Annotated in this window: 20 protein-coding genes and 1 tRNA gene; 12 read left to right on the top strand and 9 right to left on the bottom strand. The window is 35.8% G+C overall.

Annotation, left to right across the window (positions count from 1 at the left end; all coding sequences use genetic code 11):
- Window positions 1-10: 10 nt before the first annotated feature.
- Together ACRXC1_RS16260 and lspA are read left to right on the top strand one after the other, a co-directional pair.
- Complete coding sequence (locus ACRXC1_RS16260; protein WP_433660369.1) at window positions 11-1,513, top strand: sigma-54-dependent transcriptional regulator; 1,503 nt, start codon at window positions 11-13, stop codon at window positions 1,511-1,513.
- A complete protein-coding gene (gene lspA / locus ACRXC1_RS16265; RefSeq protein WP_392861487.1) occupies window positions 1,510-2,010 on the top strand; it encodes a signal peptidase II in 501 nt (166 codons plus the stop codon). Before ACRXC1_RS16260 ends, lspA begins: the two co-directional genes overlap by 4 nt.
- Before the next feature lie 2 nt (window positions 2,011-2,012).
- Here the strand turns inward: lspA and ACRXC1_RS16270 are convergent, their stop codons facing one another.
- Complete coding sequence (locus ACRXC1_RS16270; RefSeq protein ID WP_392909607.1) at window positions 2,013-2,453, bottom strand: indolepyruvate ferredoxin oxidoreductase subunit alpha; 441 nt, start codon at window positions 2,451-2,453, stop codon at window positions 2,013-2,015.
- A gap of 171 nt (window positions 2,454-2,624) precedes the next feature.
- On the opposite strand from ACRXC1_RS16270, the gene icmF reads away from it, so the two are divergent.
- On the top strand, window positions 2,625-5,774 hold the full coding sequence (gene icmF / locus ACRXC1_RS16275) for a fused isobutyryl-CoA mutase/GTPase IcmF (RefSeq protein WP_433660372.1): 3,150 nt from the start codon (window positions 2,625-2,627) through the stop codon (window positions 5,772-5,774).
- Window positions 5,774-6,328, top strand: a complete 555-nt coding sequence (locus tag ACRXC1_RS16280) for a cob(I)yrinic acid a,c-diamide adenosyltransferase (RefSeq protein WP_392909610.1) — start codon at window positions 5,774-5,776, stop codon at window positions 6,326-6,328. The genes icmF and ACRXC1_RS16280 overlap by 1 nt, the downstream gene beginning before the upstream one ends.
- A gap of 7 nt (window positions 6,329-6,335) precedes the next feature.
- Here the strand turns inward: ACRXC1_RS16280 and ACRXC1_RS16285 are convergent, their stop codons facing one another.
- Window positions 6,336-6,890 (bottom strand): FHA domain-containing protein, encoded by a 555-nt coding sequence (locus ACRXC1_RS16285; RefSeq protein WP_433660375.1) that lies wholly within the window; start codon window positions 6,888-6,890, stop codon window positions 6,336-6,338.
- A gap of 87 nt (window positions 6,891-6,977) precedes the next feature.
- Here ACRXC1_RS16285 and ACRXC1_RS16290 point away from each other — a divergent pair, with 87 nt between their 5' ends.
- Window positions 6,978-7,313, top strand: a complete 336-nt coding sequence (locus ACRXC1_RS16290) for a HesB/IscA family protein (protein WP_392909613.1) — start codon at window positions 6,978-6,980, stop codon at window positions 7,311-7,313.
- Here the strand turns inward: ACRXC1_RS16290 and ACRXC1_RS16295 are convergent.
- Window positions 7,310-7,759, bottom strand: a complete 450-nt coding sequence (locus ACRXC1_RS16295) for an FHA domain-containing protein (RefSeq protein ID WP_392909615.1) — start codon at window positions 7,757-7,759, stop codon at window positions 7,310-7,312. The two genes, ACRXC1_RS16290 and ACRXC1_RS16295, sit on opposite strands and share 4 nt — an antisense overlap.
- 152 nt (window positions 7,760-7,911) lie before the next feature.
- Here ACRXC1_RS16295 and ACRXC1_RS16300 point away from each other — a divergent pair, with 152 nt between their 5' ends.
- Window positions 7,912-9,435: a CDC27 family protein gene (locus ACRXC1_RS16300; RefSeq protein WP_433660378.1), complete on the top strand. Its 1,524-nt coding sequence runs from the start codon at window positions 7,912-7,914 to the stop codon at window positions 9,433-9,435.
- Here ACRXC1_RS16300 and ACRXC1_RS16305 read toward each other — a convergent pair whose 3' ends face one another.
- Both ACRXC1_RS16305 and ACRXC1_RS16310 read right to left on the bottom strand, forming a co-directional pair.
- The gene (locus tag ACRXC1_RS16305) at window positions 9,436-10,740 is read right to left on the bottom strand and encodes an aKG-HExxH-type peptide beta-hydroxylase (RefSeq protein ID WP_433660380.1); all 1,305 of its coding nucleotides are present in this window, start codon (window positions 10,738-10,740) and stop codon (window positions 9,436-9,438) included.
- Window positions 10,741-10,853: 113 nt separating this feature from the next.
- Window positions 10,854-10,928: transfer RNA gene (locus ACRXC1_RS16310), tRNA-Asn, on the bottom strand.
- Between the two features lie 179 nt (window positions 10,929-11,107).
- Between ACRXC1_RS16310 and ACRXC1_RS16315 the strand changes: the two genes are divergently transcribed.
- Window positions 11,108-11,626, top strand: coding sequence for a hypothetical protein (locus ACRXC1_RS16315; RefSeq protein WP_433660382.1), 519 nt, complete (start codon window positions 11,108-11,110; stop codon window positions 11,624-11,626).
- Here ACRXC1_RS16315 and ACRXC1_RS16320 read toward each other — a convergent pair.
- The 3 genes from ACRXC1_RS16320 to ACRXC1_RS16330 are packed head-to-tail and all read right to left on the bottom strand — an operon-like array spanning window position 11,623 to window position 15,532.
- A complete protein-coding gene (locus ACRXC1_RS16320; RefSeq protein WP_392909620.1) occupies window positions 11,623-13,134 on the bottom strand; it encodes an aldehyde dehydrogenase family protein in 1,512 nt (503 codons plus the stop codon). The two genes, ACRXC1_RS16315 and ACRXC1_RS16320, sit on opposite strands and share 4 nt — an antisense overlap.
- A gap of 9 nt (window positions 13,135-13,143) precedes the next feature.
- Window positions 13,144-14,145: an arginine N-succinyltransferase gene (locus ACRXC1_RS16325; RefSeq protein ID WP_433660384.1), complete on the bottom strand. Its 1,002-nt coding sequence runs from the start codon at window positions 14,143-14,145 to the stop codon at window positions 13,144-13,146.
- 19 nt (window positions 14,146-14,164) lie between these two features.
- Complete coding sequence (locus ACRXC1_RS16330) at window positions 14,165-15,532, bottom strand: aminotransferase class III-fold pyridoxal phosphate-dependent enzyme (protein WP_392909623.1); 1,368 nt, start codon at window positions 15,530-15,532, stop codon at window positions 14,165-14,167.
- Window positions 15,533-15,604: 72 nt separating this feature from the next.
- On the opposite strand from ACRXC1_RS16330, the gene ACRXC1_RS16335 reads away from it, so the two are divergent.
- Genes ACRXC1_RS16335 through ACRXC1_RS16355 form a run of 5 tightly spaced genes read left to right on the top strand, consistent with a single transcriptional unit; the run spans window position 15,605 to window position 19,418 of the window.
- Complete coding sequence (locus ACRXC1_RS16335) at window positions 15,605-16,252, top strand: tetratricopeptide repeat protein (protein WP_392909625.1); 648 nt, start codon at window positions 15,605-15,607, stop codon at window positions 16,250-16,252.
- A gap of 9 nt (window positions 16,253-16,261) precedes the next feature.
- Window positions 16,262-16,861 (top strand): cyclic nucleotide-binding domain-containing protein, encoded by a 600-nt coding sequence (locus ACRXC1_RS16340; RefSeq protein WP_433660387.1) that lies wholly within the window; start codon window positions 16,262-16,264, stop codon window positions 16,859-16,861.
- The gene (locus ACRXC1_RS16345) at window positions 16,854-17,885 is read left to right on the top strand and encodes an AI-2E family transporter (RefSeq protein ID WP_433660389.1); all 1,032 of its coding nucleotides are present in this window, start codon (window positions 16,854-16,856) and stop codon (window positions 17,883-17,885) included. The genes ACRXC1_RS16340 and ACRXC1_RS16345 overlap by 8 nt, the downstream gene beginning before the upstream one ends.
- A 51-nt stretch (window positions 17,886-17,936) precedes the next feature.
- Window positions 17,937-18,674 carry an outer membrane protein assembly factor BamD gene (bamD, locus tag ACRXC1_RS16350; protein WP_392909628.1) on the top strand — a complete coding sequence of 246 codons (738 nt, stop codon included), beginning with the start codon at window positions 17,937-17,939 and terminating at the stop codon, window positions 18,672-18,674.
- Between the two features lie 12 nt (window positions 18,675-18,686).
- Window positions 18,687-19,418, top strand: coding sequence for a tetratricopeptide repeat protein (locus ACRXC1_RS16355; protein ID WP_103218681.1), 732 nt, complete (start codon window positions 18,687-18,689; stop codon window positions 19,416-19,418).
- A 78-nt stretch (window positions 19,419-19,496) separates the two neighbouring features.
- On the opposite strand, the gene fliW is transcribed toward ACRXC1_RS16355, so the two are convergent.
- Window positions 19,497-20,051, bottom strand: a complete 555-nt coding sequence (gene fliW / locus ACRXC1_RS16360; RefSeq protein ID WP_021267423.1) for a flagellar assembly protein FliW — start codon at window positions 20,049-20,051, stop codon at window positions 19,497-19,499.
- Window positions 20,052-20,072 lie beyond the last annotated feature (21 nt).

Genomic DNA, 20,072 nt, shown 5'->3' on the forward strand with positions numbered 1-20,072 from the left:
TGGAGTGCATATGCATAAGGTTTTAGTTGTCGATGATGATAAAGTTTTACAAACCTCAGTAAGAGAGGCCCTTGAATTTCATCACTTTGCAGTAGATGTTGCTGACAACGGAAAAGAGGCGTTAAGTGCAGTTTATAAGACTAAGTACGACTTAGTTGTTATGGACGTAAACATGCCTGAGATGGATGGTATTGAAGCATTAACGGAAATCAAAAAACATGACCCTTCTGTTATCGTTATTATTTTAACAGCTTATTCAAATGTTACGGACGCTGTTAAAGTCGTAAAAGAAGGTGCCTACAATTATTTAGAAAAGCCAATTAGTTCTGATAACTTAGTCTCTTTAATAAAGCGTGCCCTCAAGGCCCGTTCATTAGTTGAAACGGTAGGGTTTTCTGCACCAGTTCTTTCACTTGGTGATACAAAGAATAAATTTGTTGGCGAATCAGATGTAATGCAAAAAGTTTTCAATGTTATTGGAAAGCTGGCGCAAGTTAATACACCTGTTTTAATTCGTGGTGAGTCTGGTACTGGTAAGGAACTAGTTGCTCGTGCAATTCACTTTAATGGACCAAGAAAAGATGAGAAGTTTGTGACGATCAACTTAGCGGCCATACCTGAAAACTTAATTGAGTCAGAGTTGTTCGGACACGAAAAAGGCGCTTTTACTGGCGCTAATGAAAGAAAAATCGGTAAGTTTCAGTTTGCAGATGGTGGAACTTTATTTCTAGATGAAATCGGTGATGTTTCCCCAACGATGCAAGTAAAGCTACTTCGAGTTCTTCAGGAAGGAACTTTCACTCCTGTAGGATCAAATAGAGAAATTAAAGCGGATGTTCGTGTTATTGCAGCCTCTCACAAACCATTTGAAAAAATGATTGAAGAAGGAACATTTAGAGAAGATTTATTCTACCGCTTAAATGTTCTTCCTGTTTATCTACCTCCTTTAAGAGAAAGAAACTCTGATATCCCACACCTAGTTGATTACTATGTTAAGTATTTTAACAACGTTCATAACCTAGAAATTAGTGGCCTTGATGATGAGGCGATGAAAATTATGCAAGGTCATGATTGGCCAGGAAATATTCGTGAGCTTAGAAATGTTATTGAACACGCTTTCATTATTGAAAGCGGCGATATCATTAAAGCAACGTCTCTTCCGGATAAAATAAGAAAGTCAGTTACTGTAGAAAATGTTGTCGAAGAATCACAGGCAATTATTGATTATGATGAAATCAAGGATTCGGTACTAACTGATGCTGGTCAAGATGAACAACTGATTGCAAGTGCTCAGGGATATCAATTTGTATTTGCAACAAGTGAAGTTGACGGTGAACTGAGACTTAACTTTTCTCAAGCTAAAGATATCTTTGAAAAAGAATTTATCATTCAGGCGTTGAAAATTAACAATGGTAAAATTAATCAAACAGCACTTAAGGCAAATATTCCTAAGAAGACTCTTCTTAGGAAGATTGAAAAGTACGAAATTAATCCTAAGGAATTTTATAAATGAATCGAATTTGGCAAATGACACTACTAATTGTTGGAATTCTTTTCTTAGATCAATTCTCTAAGGGGGCAATTCAATCTAGTTTTAAGTTAGGGGAGACACTTACTGTTATCCCTGGTTTTTTTAACTTAACATATGTGAAAAATCCTGGTGTCGCGTTTGGGATGGGAAGTGAATTTCCAGATGTCATCAGAATGATCCTTTTTAAAATTTTACCTGTAATCGCATGTTTCTGGTTTGTTTATCTAATCTGGGATTCAAGAAGAAAGAGTTATATGCTCTGTCTCGCTTATTCTATGATCTTTGCAGGTGCAGTGGGAAATCTTATTGATCGCATCTCTTTAGATTATGTGGTTGATATGTTCGATTTCTATTATAAGGGATGGCACTTTGCTGCATTCAATGTAGCGGATGCATCAATATCTGTTGCAGCAGGTATTTATATTATTGATTATTTTTTAACTGAAGTTCGTGGAAATAAGAAGAGTGCTCAAGCCTAGGCTTAAGCGCTCTCTTCTTCTGTATTTGATTCTTCGCTTGGTTTTTCTTTTGTGATTCCGTATTCGTTGTGTAACTCATTAAGTGACTCTTCTGAGACATAAAGTTCTGACTTAAGAGTTTCGCGTCCCCAAATAGCAAAAGCATCATTATGCTCATACATTGTAATCGTTTCCCAAGGACAGTCTTGAGAACAGTTTTGACAACCGATACATCTTGCAAGATCGATTTCAACTGTTTGATTAAATTGTGGGTTCGTTGGATTAGGGCCTGGAACTAGTTCAATTGAATCAACCGGACAACCTTGAATACAGATCTCACAACCTGTACAGCCTGACTGGTGAACAACAGCTAGTAGCTTTGGACCTTTCTTACCCTTACGTGCTGGCTTAAAACGTGCCGAGTGGTAAGGATTCTCCACTAAAAATTTAACATCTTCGCTCATTAGCAATTCCTAATACTAAGTTAATTAGCAGTATTTTAACGTATATCAACGCATCATAAAAGGGATTTTTGCCTGATTAAAATACATTAGGTATAGTCCTTTAGCAATATTGAAAGATAAAAAGCTTGGGTAAATAATTGTTTTTACCTAACGTGATATCAGAGGTTTACAGTGAGAAAATTAAGATTTGTCACAGCGGCCAGTTTATTTGACGGCCATGATGTATCAATAAATATTATGAGAAGACTTCTACAGTCAAAGGGTGTGGAAGTAATTCACCTAGGACATAATCGCTCTGCCCAAGAGGTGGTCGATGCTGTTTTACATGAAGATGCAAATGCAGTTGCCATGAGTTCATATCAAGGTGGCCACAATGAATACTTTGCTTATGTTCGCGAACTTCTCGATCAGGCGGGTGCCACAAATGTTCGTATCTTCGGTGGTGGAGGTGGTGTAATCACTCCTAAGGAGATTAAGGCCCTTCACGATAAAGGTATTACGAGAATTTATTCTCCAGAAGATGGAATGAAATTAGGTCTAGAGGGAATCATTGATGACATGATTGAGAGAGCAACTCACTCAACACTTGATGGATTCAAATTGGATGCTAAGGCGAAAGATCTACCAAGGACTCAACTTGCAAAAGTTATAACGGCCATTGAAGATGGTGCTGAAATTGAAATCCCTTCTTCGGAAAAAAATATTCCAGTACTTGGTATTACAGGAACTGGTGGTGCAGGTAAGTCATCTTTAATTGATGAAACTCTTTTAAGATTTCACCGCTTCTATCCTGAAAAGAAAGTTGCACTAATTTCAGTTGATCCAACGAAGAAGAAAACTCAAGGTGCGCTTTTAGGTGACCGTATTAGACTAGGTTCTGCAAACTTTGAAAACTTCTATATCAGATCTCTTGCAACTCGTGATTCTGGGACAGAGCTTTCTCCGCAAATTAAAAAGACAGTTAATTTTCTAAAGGAGCAAGACTTTGACTTAATTATTGTCGAGACTTCTGGTATTGGTCAGGCTTCTGATGAAATTACAAAAATTTCAGATAAGTGTGTCTATGTGATGACTCCTGAGTATGGAGCTGCAACACAACTTGAAAAAATTGAAATGCTTGAGCAGGCAGACTTTGTTGTTTTAAATAAGTTTGAAAAGCCTCGTTCAGAAGATTCTTTAAGAGATATCAGAAAACAATATCGTCGCAATCATCAGTTATTTGCTGGGCATCCAGGTTCTCCAACAGATGAAGAACTTCCAATTTTTGGAACAATGGCATCGAAGTTCAATGATGTAGGTGTAAACGCTTTATTCCAAGCTATTGCGCAGACATTTGAGTTTGATCAAGCTCCACTTGAGGGAATTGTTGCAAATCGTGCAAGTAATGATAAGACAAGAATTATTCCTGCTGAAAGATCGCTATACTTAAGAGAAATTGCAAAAGCTTCTCGTGATTATAATCTTGAAACTGAAATGAGAATGGAAAAGCTTCGTGATATCGAGGCCCTTGAGATAACAAGCAAGATTGTTCCAAGTAATGAAGTTGATGCAAAGCTTGCTCAACTAAAGTCAGAACTTGGTGAAGATGTTGAAAAAGAAATCGAACAATTCCAATCAGTAGTTAAACAATACCAAGACGGAACTTTCACATATCATGTACGTGATCGTGAATTCAAAGTTGCGACAAAATACACATCTCTTTCTGGCTTAGATGTTCAAAAGGTAGGAACACCGAGATTCTCTTCTAAAGTTGATCAGTATCGTTTTATTAGAGATGTTAATATGCCTGGGTTCTTTCCATTTGGTGCGGGAATTTTCCCATTCAAACGTACTGATGAAGATCCAAAGAGAATGTTTGCTGGAGAAGGTGGGCCAGCAAGAACGAATAAGCGTTTCCACTACTTATCTAAAGATGATAAGGCCAAACGTTTATCAACTGCATTTGACTCAGTAACTCTTTATGGGGAAGATCCAGATCTTCGTCCAGATATTTTCGGAAAGATTGGAGAAGCTGGAGTATCAATTGCAACAGTTGAAGATATGGAACTACTATTTGATGGTTTCGATCTTTCTGATCCATATACATCAGTTTCGATGACGATCAATGGACCAGCTCCGATTATGTTAGCTTTTTACCTAAATACTGCTTTAAGACAAAAGCTTAAAGGTGATGACTACTACGATACTGAAAAACGTCTAGCAATTCTTCAGCAGATTCGAGGGACAGTTCAAGCTGATATCCTAAAAGAGGATCAGGCGCAAAACACATGTATCTTCTCTCTTGAGTTTGCACTTAAGATGATGGGAGATGTTCAAGAATACTTCTGTCAGCAAAAGATTAAGAACTACTATACAGTTTCAATCTCTGGTTACCATATTGCTGAGGCAGGGGCGAACCCAATTACTCAAGTTGCATTCACACTTGCAAATGGTTTCACATTTGTTGAATACTACCTTGCTCGTGGGTTAAATATTGATGAGTTCTCACAAAACTTATCTTTCTTTTTCTCAAACGGACTTGATCCAGAGTACTCAGTAATTGGACGTGTTGCTAGAAAGATTTGGGCAATCACAATGCGTGATAAGTATGGTGCAAATGATAAGTCACAAAAGTTCAAATACCACATTCAAACTTCTGGGCGTTCACTACATGCTCAAGAAATTGACTTTAATGATATCAGAACAACACTTCAGGCTTACTTAGCACTATCTGATAATTGTAACTCTCTTCATACTAATGCTTATGATGAAGCAATTACAACTCCAACTGAAGAGTCAGTAAGACGTGCTATGGCAATTCAGATGATTATTAATCGTGAGTTCGGTTTAAATAAATCTGATAACCCAATGCAGGGTGCTTATGTAATTGAAGAGTTAGCGGACCTTGTTGAAGAAGCAATCTTAGCAGAGTTTGAAAGAATTTCTGATAAGGGTGGTGTTCTTGGTGCAATGGAAAGTATGTATCAGAGATCAAAAATCCAAGAAGAGTCTCTTTATTATGAGACACTGAAGGACTCTGGAGAGCTTCCTATCATTGGTGTAAATACTTATATTGCAGACAATATTGATGAACAACTAAATCAAGAAATTGAACTTTCTCGTTGTAGTGACGAGGAAAAGAAAGGCCAAATTTCTCGTTTAAATGATTTCAAAGAAAGAAATGCTAATAAATCTGATGAAGCGTTAGATAAGCTAAGAGCTGTTGCACTTTCTGGTGGAAATATTTTTGCAGAGCTTATTGAAACAGTTAACTATTGTTCTCTTGGACAGATAACTAATCTACTTTATGAGATTGGTGGGAAGTACAGAAGGAATATGTAATGAAGAAGTCTAAGATCTACACTCGTACAGGTGATAAAGGTGAAACAAGCCTTGTTGGTGGACAACGAGTCTCAAAGGCCAGTGCTCGTATTAATCTTTATGGAAACTTGGATGAATTAAATAGTTTTGTAGGTCTTTCACTTTGTTATATTGATGTTTCAAGAGTTAAAAATACTTTTAATTCAATTCAAGAAAACCTTTTTGTTCTCGGTTCTAACTTTGCAACCCTTAGAGAGGACCGAGACAATTTCAAGCTTCCTAAATTAAGTATCGAAGATATTCTTCACCTTGAAGGTGAGATTGATTACTTTGACTCAGTTGTTGATCCTCTAAAATATTTTATTCTGCCTGGTGGAAGTGTTGCCGCTGCTAATGTTCACATTTGTCGTACTAAAACAAGGCAAGTAGAAAGAGAAGCTGTAGAATTAGGGGATGTCGATCCAATCGATTTAGAGTATTTAAATCGACTTTCAGATTATTTCTTTATCGTAGCGCGATTTTTAAATAAGCATGAGAATATTCAGGATATTCCATGGGTTCCGAAAAAAGATTAGAGTAAGTTTACTTAAAGAACTTTAAGATTTTTGTCATGACAGTTTTATCTTCTGGCTCAACCCTCTTCTTCTTGGCGACTTTCTTTTTTGTTCTTTGTATCGGTTGCTTTTTGCTTACTTCGGCTTTTACTTTTTGTTTTTCTAGGGAAAGATTATTTAAGGCCAAGAAGCCTGTTTGATCAGCAAGGGCCGTGGAAGTTTGTGTATTTTCATGAGCATCTTCATTTGGATCGATTGGTCGAGTTAGAAATTTATACTCAATATCCGTTAGATCATTTAAATCGATACAGATAATACAATTTCCAATGCGAATTGTTTCGTAAATATAAAGACGTTGATCACTTGTGACTTTCTTATTGTTAATAAAGGTACCATTAGTTGAACCTAGGTCTTTAACAACAATTTCCTTATCTTTATAAGTAATTTCGAGATGTTTAGATGAAATTTTTGAGTCATCGATTGAAATATCAACTGACGACTTAGAGCGTCCAAAGCTTAATTTAGGTTTAATAAGAACCTTAGCTTTATTTTCACCGCTCTTAATAATCAATGAGATAGACATTGTTTCTTGCTCCTATATAAAGTATATCATCAATATGATATAATTTAGGTGTTGGTCATTATTACCTACGTAATATTAGAGGTTTATATGAACGAGTTATTAAATGTGACGCCAAAAGCAGTTGCGCAAATAAAAAATATTTTTACGAGTGAAGATCGCTCAACACAAGACTTCGGTCTGCGCTTAGGTGTAATTGGTGGTGGATGTTCAGGTCTTTCTTATAATATCGATTTTGATGCCCCAAAAGATTCGGACAATATTATCGAATTAGATGGTATTAAAATTCTCGTGGATCCAAAATCATCAATTTACTTAAGTGGTATCACTCTTGATTTTAAAGACGGCCTTAATGGAAAAGGTTTTGTTTTCGAAAACCCAAATGCAAAGAATACTTGTGGTTGCGGTGAAAGCTTTAGTGTTTAGGCTTTACTTTTAACTTTGGTTCTTTTCTTTAATTGTTCTTTTCTTTTTTCCTCTTCAAGGGTGAAGCGAAGGGTCTTATGAATATTGGAAATATTCTCTCCCCAAGCATTAGGTTCGTCCTGTCGAGAAAATTTAGAAAGCTCTAAGTTATTTAAAGATTTTTGATCTAGTCTGATACTAAAATTCCCAGCTGTAATTACATCGTATGTATATAAAGTGATTTCTTCCTCGATGCGTCTTCCATTAATATGGGTGCCATTCTTTGAGCCTAGATCTTTGACTAGAATTTCATCACCATCGAATAATATTTGAAAATGGACTGAAGATACTTTTGAGTCATTTAAGAAAATATCAGCATCTTCTTTGCTTCGGCCAAATGTTAAATTTGGTTTTAAAATTACAATATATGATTCTTGCTTTGATTGAATTTTGAGTTTAACGGCCATTTTATATCCCTTTTTTAAAATTGTATCACTTAATGTAATTAAATTATATTTAATATTATTTACCGCCTATGATTAATGACTTGTGTTGTGGAGCGGTAAAAAATGTTGGCAAGGGGCTAGTAATTAGAAAAGCTGTGAAGTAAATTACTGATATGATGATTGATGATACATATGTAAAAGAAAAGGTTTATGAATTCTTCTTCAGTGAGAATACTTTCTCATTAAATGGACATAGTGTTTATAAATTCATCGGTGATGAAACAAGAGACTACTTACAAAGGCAGATTACTGCAGATGTCGCCAAGTTAGAGAATAGTGGGACTCTTGCCTGTCGTTTGGATAGAAATGGTCGGGTGTTTTCTTTTTTCTATCTTGTGAATATTGATCAGGCTTTTTATATTATCGTCGATTCAAAAATTGCAGATGAAACAGTTAATGAGTTAGAGAAGTTCATCATTATGGAAGATATAACGATTAAACATACTCAATTAATTGCTGCACTATCGTCACGTTCTAGTGAAGGTTTTGTTCCAATTAGTATTTTTGATAATGAAGGTTATATTGGATTTATAAGTGAACAGTTGCCAATAACAGATTTTCATAATCAGCTATGCGTCTTAACTGGATGGCCGCAGCTAGATGTTACAGTTGAGCGCACTAACTTAATTAATGAAACAAGATTAAATGAATTTGCTATCAGTTATAATAAAGGGTGTTTTCTAGGGCAAGAAACAGCTTCTAAAATTGAAAGTCGCAGAGGGGCTGCTCGTTATCCAGTGCTATTAATCTCCAAGAATCCAATAGAAGAGGAAACTATATTAAAGGATAAGAAGGTAAAGGTCCTTAATTTTGTTAAGTCTGATGATTTTTACTTATCTGTGGTAAGAGTCCCTCGAGATTTATTGATTAATGGTTTAGAAATAGAATTTGACGGAGGCACAGTTCGTATACTTACATATCCAATTATTAAAGAAGATAAATTGGAAATAAGTGAGCACTATTTTAATAAAGCCGTTAAGCGATTTCATCAGGGTGAAGTCAATGAGGCTATCATGCTCTTAGATCAAGTGATTTCTTTTAACCCTCACTATGCAGACGCCTACGAGTCAAAGGGTGTTATTCTAGGAAATAACGGTGATCATCAGAAGGCCATTGATGTTATGGATGAGCTCTTAAAAGTTGATGAAAACTCTGTGATGGCCCATACGAATAAGTCACTCTATCTTATGAAATTAGGCAAGATTGAAGAAGCTGAAGAAGAGAAGTCTCTTGCGACTGTAGCTTCATTTAAGCGTTTTGGAGATGAAGCTAAGTTTAAAAAAGAGCAAGAAGAACGAGAGCGTGCCGAGAAAGAAGATCGTGCTCGTCGTTTTGATATGTTTAATAAAGTATTGGCCATTGATGAGAATGATGTTGTCGCCAATTATGGCCTAGCTGATATTCACTTTAGTAATGATAAGTATGATAAAGCGATGGAACATATTGAAGTTGTTCTTAAAGAAAACCCTAAATACTCAGTTGCTTACCTTCTAAAATCGAAGCTCTTATTTAAGCAAAAAAAATATGAAGAGTGTCTAAGTGTTATTGAAGAGGGGATGCCTATTGCAACTTCTCAAGGTGAGTTAATGCCCGCAAATGAAATGCAGGCATTAAAATCTAAAATCTCAAAATTATAGTTAATAATATTCGTTACGTGCCGCTAGAAGTTCATTTTTTAGTTCTTCTACGGCATTAGAATTTAAAAACTTTTCAAGTGCAAAAATATGCTCTCGATGAGAGTCAACCATGGCCTTAAACTGTAGATAGACCTCATATCCTTCTGGAGAAACGATTTCTTCCCTATATGCCTTTTCTAAATCTTGTTCGCAAAACTGCAGCATATAGTACTCTTCAATAGCTCGCTCCTGAATTTTTCTAAATTCAGATTCACTGAAATCATGATCTGTAAGACGTGAAAGTGAAGAGAATAGTTCTAGTGCCCAGTAAAACGTCATATAAGCGTGATAAATGCCCCTTATTGGCCTTAGAGCTCGCCTCCATGGACTGTAGTATATTTTTTCTTCAAGCTCTTCTAAGAGCTCTTCTTGATTTAAATAGCTATTTAAAACATGATGACCATTTTCATGAAGCAGGTCATCCATTAGATCCATATCGTCTCTATCGTATGTATTAATAGATGAGTATCCAGGAAGTGTTTGCATTGAGTAGCTAACGATACCTTTTTCATTTATTGGAATAATATTTTGTGTGAACTCTTTAAAAACCGTAAAAAGTTCAGGAGTATATTTTTCAAGTCTACGATAGGCCTTTTCAATCTTGGCCGTCATTTCTTTTGACGTGTTTTCTAGCTCTGAATAGAAGATAATTTTAAGCTCATCAATATCTGAAACAACAGCAGCTCTCTTTTGTGATTTTTCATTAAGCTTAGCTAAAACCTTGTCTTCAAGATTATTAAAGATAATTCGTTGGCCATTTTGATAAGCAGATAAATTATCATCTCCAAGTTCTGGGACATTTAAGTACGTAAGATCGCTAACGATTTCTTCTTCAATGTGAATGTTGAAAAATGCGATAATATTGTCTTCTAAAACTGTAACAAGCTTTTTGGATTCAGCTAAAAGATCCTTTGATTCATTAAGTGAGTTTAAGAATACCTTTGCTAAATTACTATCATGCCAGAAATTAAATATGGCATCTTCAGACTCACTCATTTCAAAATCTTCACCAACTTCAAATTCACTATGATAAGAAATGATTTCTATAAGTGCCTCAATAAGGTTGAACCAATAGAAGTTGAGGTTGGAGTAATTATCAAGCTTGTGAGAGAAAATGGCCTCTTTATAAAAGCTTTGGAATTTTTGAGAGAGAAGTTCATTTTCATCTTCATTTGAACGGGCATCTTCACGATAAAGGGCCAGGCCTTCAAGATATGATTCTTTAAATGCATGATTGTTTTGAATGAAGTGATTAAAGTTATTCATAAGATATCCATAAGTAAAAATTCATTACAGATATAACACTATAACAAGATAAGATAAATTCTTATGATACTTAATGTGAATATATGGGGGATTTAAAAGCGGATACAAAAGAATGGCTGGGATGGCGAGATTCGAACTCGCGACCAATAGATTAACAGTCTACTGCGCTACCGCTGCGCCACATCCCAGCAATCTTAAGTAGTTAATTTTATAAACTCGTTTTTTCAAATTGTAAATATTTTCTTTTATGGGAAAAATATTTAGTTTTACCTAACTTGTTGAATTTATTGAAACTCAATTAAAATTACTAAATTTTTTTTTTCAAAAACCGACAAGTAAACTCAGATACTGAGGTAAAATAACAGCTATGATGACTCAAGGTAACCTAATTCGTAATTTATTAAGGGTGTTAACACCAGAGGAAGTCTCTGACTTAACAACTCTTGGTGATGCTTCTGCAAAAGATGCACTTACGGATTTATTACTTGCTCAAAACCGCGGTGATAAGATTTCTTACTCACCTCATGGCCTTGCTAAGGTCATTCCTTTTCCAGATCGTTTTGAAGCTTCAAAGACGTCTGCTCTGGACCCTGATGAGGAGATTGTGACTGGGCCTAGAGTTGATCAATTCATTAATCAATTTGTCACTAAAGTTAAATTTGAATCAGGAAAAGTTCATCCTGGTGCAAAGCCTGTTGAGACAAGTACTTTCATTTTGAATGAAAAAGAAAAATTTAAAGCAGTTTACACTCGATTAAAGAGTCGTGAAGTTTTAGATTTGTATGCAAAGAATTCGGTTGTGGATCTTGAACAAGAGAGAAAGAACCGAAGAGACCTGTCAAAGAATTCTTCGACAGGCGTCCTCGTTAATAAGAAACATTATTAATCTGCTAATCCTTTAATATTTCCACTTGCACTTGGAGAATCAATCTCAAGTGTTGCAAGTTGATAGACACAGTGATCAACAGTAGCAACAGCTGCTGGACGATAGTTTCCAGAGTTCTTTACACCACCAAATGGTAGTTTAGAATGTGCGCCAACAGTTGCGCGGTTTAAGTTTACTAAACCAGCATCAATATTATTCACAGCGTGCTTAAAGCGAGCGTGATCTTTAGTGAATACAGAAGCAGCTAGGCCGTACTCAGTTGAGTTTGCGATATTAATTGCTTCATCAAAATCACTATATCCTACAAATGTAACGTTAGGGCCAAAGATTTCATTTGCAAGGAAGTGACTCTTTGGAATTAACTTATCTGCATAGTGAATTGAAGGAGAAACATAGTAACCTGGAGTTTCTCTTTCTAATTGCTTTCCACGCATAACTTCTTGTAGGCCTTCTCTTTTGGCCATGCCCATAAATAGGAGATACTGATCAAGAGATGCTTGATCAATTAATGGCCCCATAAATGGTTCAACTTTGTGATCAATTGGATGATCCACAATGATTCTCTTAGCTAGATCATGGAAGCGCGAAATAAATTCGTCTTTAATTGAGTCATGAATTGCAACTAGGCCTGTTGAAGTACAACGTTGACCAGCAGTTAAGTATGAACCAGTTAATAGCTCTTCAATTGCATAATCAAGATCTGCTGTCTCATCGATGATTGATGTGTTCTTTCCTCCAAGTTCTAGAGAAACTAGTTTTGAAAGATCTGTATGAGTTGTTTCTAGAATTTTTTGTCCGACTTCTTTTGATCCAGTGAAGAAGATACCTTTGATTCTCTTATCTTTAATAATTCTTCTTGCTACTTCTCCATCACCTTGAACAAGGTTAACAACACCCATTGGGAATTTTGCTTCGGCAAGACATTCAAACATTAACTGTGCTGAGTAACATGTCTTTTCACTTGGTTTGAAAATAATTGAGTTACCAGAGATTAAGTTTGCTGTGATTTGTCCGTTTGCTAAGTGACAAGGAAAGTTAAATGGTCCAATGATAAAACTTGGCCCAACTGGTTTGTAGTAAATATGAGCATTAGTCCCTGGAGCAATACCTTCCATATTCTTCGTTTCAATCCTAGGAAGAGATGCCGCGATCGTCACATCGACCTTTGCAATTAATGCTGCCGCTTCTGTGCGAGCTTCCCAAAGTGGTTTTCCCACTTCAAGAGCAATTGCTGTCGCAATTTGATCTTGCTTTGTCTTTAGTACTTCTTGATATCTTCTTAGGGCCTCAATTCTTTCTTCGATGGAAGTATTACGCCAAGTTTGAAAACCCTTGTGGGCAGAATCGATTAGCTCTTCGATATGAGCATAATTTACATTCAAATTCCAAAGTGTCTTTGTCGTATCACTTGGACACTCTCGAGTAATAGTTCTGTCATTTCTTAGATTTGCTGAATCATCAAACGCGATAAATTCATTGTTATAAAATGATCCTTTTAGTTGAAACATATCTTCTCCTTAGATCGCCATTATTGTTTTAACTGCACCATCCTCTAATCCAAATGATGATGGTTCATCTACAGTTAGTATATCATTGTTTAAATTACCTTTTAGGCAAACAACTTCAAATTCTTCATTATCAGTTAGAACGAGGTAGAATTTAGGTGAACTTGTTTTACCTTTCTTTATTTGTGCTTGTTGAATTGTCTTAACGGGCTTTATATCTTCTAGTTGACATCGATAGTGAGGGCCACCATCAAAAGGGTCGACTTCATGAGTATATTTGAATCCAATAGACTCAAGCATTCGCTTAACAGGTTCAGTATCAGCACCAACTTTTCCAACTGCATCTCTTGCTTCGATTGGTAAAAGTGTTTCGTAGATAGTTCCTGAAGGGAAAAGGCTAAGAATAAATTCCTTATTCTTACGACTCAGGACATCGGCATCGTGATATTCCATATTTAAGAATCGTCGTCCGATAGCTTCCCAAAGTGGTGATTTCCCATCAGCATCAAACGGAGGCATAAGCTCAGAGTGAATAGTTTCTTTAAATCGATCCTTATTAAGTCCCATGTAAAGAAAACGTGAAAATGATAATACTTTACCAAGTTTAAATGGATTACCTCGATATGTAGGATCGAGGATAAGGCCACCAATCTCCGTTGGCCCGTCTGTATCATAACCAAGTTTAAGTGTGCCGTGGATAAAGCCTGTATTAATTGATTCCGAAAATTTATTTTCTTGTCCTACTTTTAAATAAAAGTGAGGCTCTTCTTCATCACCGTGCCTTGCATGAATCATTGAGCATCCAATAACACGAGAAGATTCAAGATCTTCCAGAACAAAAATGTAATGATCATTTGAAAGATTATCACTTTTTTGTTTGAAAGATCTTAGTGAGCTTTCTATTTTTGAGCTAATTAGCTCTTTGTCTGGGGGAAGGTTAATAAATGTGTAGAGACCTGAAAGGTCATACAAGTCTTCTAAGTCATCTGCTCTTACGGGTCTAATCTTAAACATCTAATCTTCCTATTTAATCCTATTTAATTTGTTCAAGTACGGTTTTTTCGATAATTGAGATAATGTCATCAATATGCTCATCAGTCATTGCAAGAGGCAATAGGAGACGAACTCTCGTAGGCTCTTTACCTGCCATAAAGGCAATAATTCCATTATCAAATAGGCTCTTAACAAAGCTTGATACAGTTTCAGTTGTTGAGTCTCCAACTTCAAACGCAATCATTGTGCCGATTCCACCAACATAAGTAATCTTGTCTTGGCAAGAATTCTTCATTAGATGAGTAAGCCTTGAAATAAACTTGTCTTCTAACTCTTTGATTCTTCCATTTTCCCCATAGAAGTTTCCTTCCGTTAGGTATTTAACTAATTTACTACCAGTTGATAGTGCTGAAACTGAACCATTGAATGTACCAGCAATAAGTCCTGGTTTAGGGTTTAGCTCCTCGCTGAATAGAACACCACAAACTTGTAGGGCCTTACCAACAGAAACAATATCGACGTACTTATCGAGACCCATTGTTTGGAATGCGAATAGTTCTCTTGTACGTCCAAAAGTTTGAACTTCATCAACCCAAATATAGATACCTTTTTTCTTTGCCCACTTAAAAATTTCTTCGTAATACTCTTTCGGACCAAAAATAAATCCACCTTCTCCTTGAATGATCTCAAGCATAAGTGCGCAATGTTGATTCGGGTATTTTGTTGTTACTTCTTCAAGTGCTGCTAGAGTATTTTTTAACGATTCATCAGGGTTATTTTGATCAAAGTGTGGAACGTGATCAACATCGAGAGACTTTGGCATACCTTGGCGGTAGTTTGCATTATGTGTAATGTCTTGAGTTGCTACTGAGCGACCAGCGAAAGCCTTTTGAAAAGCAATCACGCGGTAAGCAGGATCTTTCTTTTGCCAAACAAGTTTAAGTGCTAGGTCATTTGCGAAACTTCCTGATCCCGTAAACCAAAAGTGTTTCAGGTTACTTGCTTCTACGGCCTTTAGTAGATTGCTTGTTAATTCAATGGCCTGTGGATACGGTTGTAGGTTTCCACACATTACCGTATCACCTAGAGCGGCTTCAAGGTGTGACTTAATATATATAGGGTGAGAGTGACCAAGAAGGTTAGGTCCAATACCACCAATTAGATCGTATTTTACTGATCCATCAATAAGTTCAGTAAAAGGCCCATGACCACGTCCCGAAGAAACGTAGTTAAAGTAAATTCCCTTTCCTCTTTCTTGGTTATATTTCTTTAAAGTGTCTTCAACTAGGTGCTTCTTTTCTTCTAGAGGACCACGAACTTCCATGAAATTCTTTTGCTCCTTAAGAATTGAAGAAAATAGTTTATCAAATTGATCATTTATTTCGTTATTTCTAACACCGTATTCCATATCCAACCTCTTTTTATGTGGTAGAATTATCACTCACTTGCAAACGCTACAAGCCAAATAGATAATAAATTTATGTCAGATACTAACACAGGAAATCCACTAAAAGAATTAGAAGACCTTTATAAAAATAAAGATTATGAAGGCTATAAGAATCTCTTGATTAAGAATAAAGATTTGTTCGTCGACGCGCAGTATTTCTACAATTTGGGCACTGCGTATCTGAAGTTAGAGGACATTGGGGCGGCCCGTTTAAACTTAGAGAAGTCTTATCAGCTAGGGCAGCAAGACAAGCTTGTTACGAATAATATTAATTATATTAAATCGCACTATGACCTTGTGAGTCAGGATGTGAATTTCGTTGCAAAAGCGATGGATATTCCAGCTGTTTATTTTACAAGCTTTTCATTGATTCTTTTGATTATTACATTAATTTTGAATTTGAAGACAAAGCTGCATAAGGCCATGATTTTCACTTTCTTTTTGATCTCTCTGACGCCACTCATTTTTAGCAATGTCTATTTGAAAGGTAGTTATAAAAATGCCATTGTTATGAAGAATGCTGATATCTTTGAAGGCCCTTCATCAATTTTTGAACACAATCAAATTGCCAAAGAAGGCTTAAGAGTTATCACTTCTAAGAAAAACGACAATTGGTTCTTTATCTATTGGCCTAGCGAAGCTAAGGGATGGATAAAAGCTGAAAATATTGAATTCTATTAAAGGCCATATATGACTGAAAAGTATTCAAAAGAAGATCGCATTGACATTAATTTGATAAAGTTTTTGTGGTCCATTAATCCTCTAGTTAAAAGTAATAAGGTAACAATTCCATACTTATTGAGGGATACCGTTATTCTAAGAAGCTTAGGGGAGTTTGAGCTATTTCAGTTATCAAAATACTTTCATAAAAGAACCTATGAAAAAGGTGAAGTCATTTTCAAAGAAGGTGATTTTGGGATTGGTTTCTATATCATTGTTTCTGGTCGAGTTGAGCTTTCAACAGAGAGAAATGGGAAGAAATTTCATGTAACAAATCTCGATCGTAAAGATTACATGGGAGAGATAGGTCTTTTAGAGGACGGTCACAAGAGGTCAGTGACAGCAACTGCTGCAGAACCACTAGAGCTCTTAGGGATCTTCAAACCAGATGTACAATTAATGATTTCAGAAAAGCCGGCCCTTTCTTCAAAATTTTTACAGGCCATGAGTGAACTTGTTGTAAAAAAACTTCATATTCTGGCCCGTGAAATTAGAAAGCTTAAGGTGGAAAACTCTCACTTGAAAGATGAAGTTGTTAATTTGAAAGAAGAGATTGCTAAGAATGACTAGTAATGATCGCCTTAGGGCCATTATCTTCGGATTATTTATCATCTCTTCGATGTTGTTATTTTTCGTTTTTCCACGAGTCGCAACACCGTTACTGATCTGTTATGTTTTGACACTGATTCTAAATCCACTTCTCTTGTTTTTTGAGAGGTTTGGAATTAACCGTACAGCTTCATCAGCACTAGTTGTTACACTCCTTCTTTTTTTAACGATCTATCCTATTGTAAAGGTAACTCCTTTAATGGTTAGTGAAGTAAATAACCTTGAAATCTATATTCCTAAGGTCGAAAACTTTCTTAAATCTGTATACTCTCAATTTCAGGCCTTCGTTGCAGAACGCACTGGTTACCACTTAAGTAGTGGCTACCTCTTACAATCAATGAATTTTATTAAAGATGAGTTTAGTGCATTTGTTCTTTTAGTTCCAAAGTATCTAGGTTCTGCACTTGAGCTATTCTTTATTGTGCCACTCTTCTTATTCTTTACTTTAAAAGATATGAGAAACTTCAGAGAGCGTGTAACAAGACTTCTTCCAAATAAGTATTTTGAAAAGCTTTACCATCTTTCATTTCAATTTAACCGCCAGATTGGTGACTATATTCTAGCAAAAGTAATTGAGGCCAGTATTCTAGGTGTCATTATTTTCACGGGACTATTCTTTCTCGATATTAGATTTTCTCTTCTATTTGGCCTACTTGCAGCAGTGACAAATATTATTCCTTACCTTGGTCCTGTATTTGGAGCAATACCTGCATTTATTTTTATTGCTGCAGAATACGGTATGGGTACGCACTTTGGTGGAGCCTTTATTCTTTATATGGTTGCAAATGTTATCGATATCGCTATCGTCTTTCCATTACTTGTTTCTAAGATCGTTGACCTTCACCCTGTGCTTGTCGTGGTGAGTGTTATCCTTGGTTCACAGCTCTTAGGAATCACTGGAATGATCATTTCAATTCCACTAGCTGCAGCCGTTAAACTTCTTATAAATCAAATGCTTAAGGACGTATACGAAGAGCGTTATTAGCTTTGACGGGCCTTGCTAGAAAGTGCTAGAATTGCCTCTATAGGGGGCAATGTGCACAAACTTATATCAATCATTTTCATTCTATTAATGACGTCATGCGCAGTTAATCGTCCGCAAGGAAGTACTGAAGCTGAAGTACTATTTAAAGAAGCTGAAAGACTAGTTAAATCTGAACGCTATATCATGGCGTTAGAAAAACTTAATAAAATTAAATCTCAATATCCATATAGTTACTACGCGACGTCTGCTGAACTTATGCAGGCCGATATTCTTTATAAGCAAGAAAATTATGAAGAAGCCGCCGCTGCTTATTTGCTATTTAAGGACTTTCACCCGAAGCATCCAAAAATGGATTATGTAACTTTCAAAATTGCTGAAGCTTATTATAAGCAAAAGCCTTCAACTTTTGATCGTGATCTAACTCCTGCCAAGCAGGCCATCAAGTACTTCAATGAACTTAGAAGTCTATATCCTCAATCTGAATATCTGAAAGATGCCAGAGAGAAAATTGATGAGTGCTATAAAATGATTAAGGATAAGGAATTATATATTGCTAATTTCTACTTTAGGACAAAAGATTGGCAATCGGCTTCATTTCGTTATGAACAGCTTCTAGCTCAATTTAGTGATGATGGTGTAAAGAAGTTAGCAAGTGATCGCCTTGTTCACATTGGTTTGAAAAGTGCTAGACCTGAATTATGTGAATTAGTTTTTAAAAATTATCGCTACTTATACAAAGATAAAGATCTTTCTAATTTAAAGAAAGACGTTAAAAAGTGTATGGAATAGGGGACTTTGACTATGATGAAATCTTTTGAACAAGAAAAATTATCAAAGAAGGCCAAAGTCGCTTTTGAAAATCGTGAATATAACAAAGCGATTTCAATCTATAATGAACTTTTGGAAATTGATGCTAAAGATGCTGATGCTCTTTTTAATATTGCTAATATCTTTCACTTAACAGGAGAGATTTCAAAAGCAATTAAGGCCTTTAAAAAAGTTTTAGAAGTAAGGCCAGATCATACTGATGCAGCTGTTAGTTTATCTGTTCTGTATAATGATATTGGTCAATATGAAGAAGCGAGTAAGATTTTTCAAATCGCGTCTCAAAAAGTTAAAGTGAACTCAAAGAGCGCTGAGCTTAATGATAATCATATTGATAGAAAATTTGCGATCAAGCACTATGAATTAGCTGATCTGTACCTAACATATAATCGTTATGACGAAGCCTTATTTGAATATGGAAAAGTCTTAAAACTTGATCCGTCTAACCTAGAGGCAAGAGTAAAGATGGCCAAGGTTTATGCAAAGAAAGGTTTTGTGAATAAGTCCTTCGAAGAACTTTCTAATTTAAAAAATGAAAGGCCTGATTATCTTCCAGGTAGAATTGCTCTTGGTGTTCTTCACTATGGTAAAGGTGATATCTTAAGTGCGACTAGTGAGTGGGAAAAAGTAATTTCTGTTGATCCTCTTAATAGTGAAGCTCAAATGTATCTGAATTTTGCAAAGAATGCGACTGAGACGACTCTTTAAAACTATCTAAAATTTGAAAATAAAAAAAGCACCATTACTGGTGCTTTTCTTTTATATGTTTTCTTTTGGGAAATTGAATTAAGCTTCAGCTGAATGATCAACTGAAGTTTCTGTTGAAGATGATTGCTCTACAACAGTTGGCTCTGTAGCAACACTTACATTCGTACGAACAGAATCATCAGAGTGGAAATTCATGATCGACTTTTTTAGTGCATTGTACATTTCGAATTTTACTTCAAGCTTATTATCTTGAAGAACAATTTGACGAGCTTTGTGTGAATCATTGTTAATAATGATTGGTGCCTTTAGGTTTGCAGACATTTGAGTTACATCCGTTGGAATAGTTAGGATTGTATAAACGCTTGCATTAGAAAGATTTTCTAGTTTAAGGCTATTTAGTTCAGCCGGTAGTAGGCTGATTGAATAATCTTCTTTAAAAATTTTTGGCTCAATGATTGGGAATGCTGTTGCACCGTCATCAGTTGATTGAAGCCATAGGATTAGAGTCTGATCACCTGGATCAACAACAAAGAAGTCCTTAAGGTTCTCAAAACCAAGAATACCTTCTTCGAACCTGATGATATCTTTATTGTTAACTTCTAATTCCCCAAATCGTGTTGTGCTTACTTTCACTGTCGTTCCTCCGAATTCAAG

Source organism: Halobacteriovorax sp. GFR8 (genome assembly GCF_050955245.1).
Taxonomy (GTDB): domain Bacteria; phylum Bdellovibrionota; class Bacteriovoracia; order Bacteriovoracales; family Bacteriovoracaceae; genus Halobacteriovorax_A.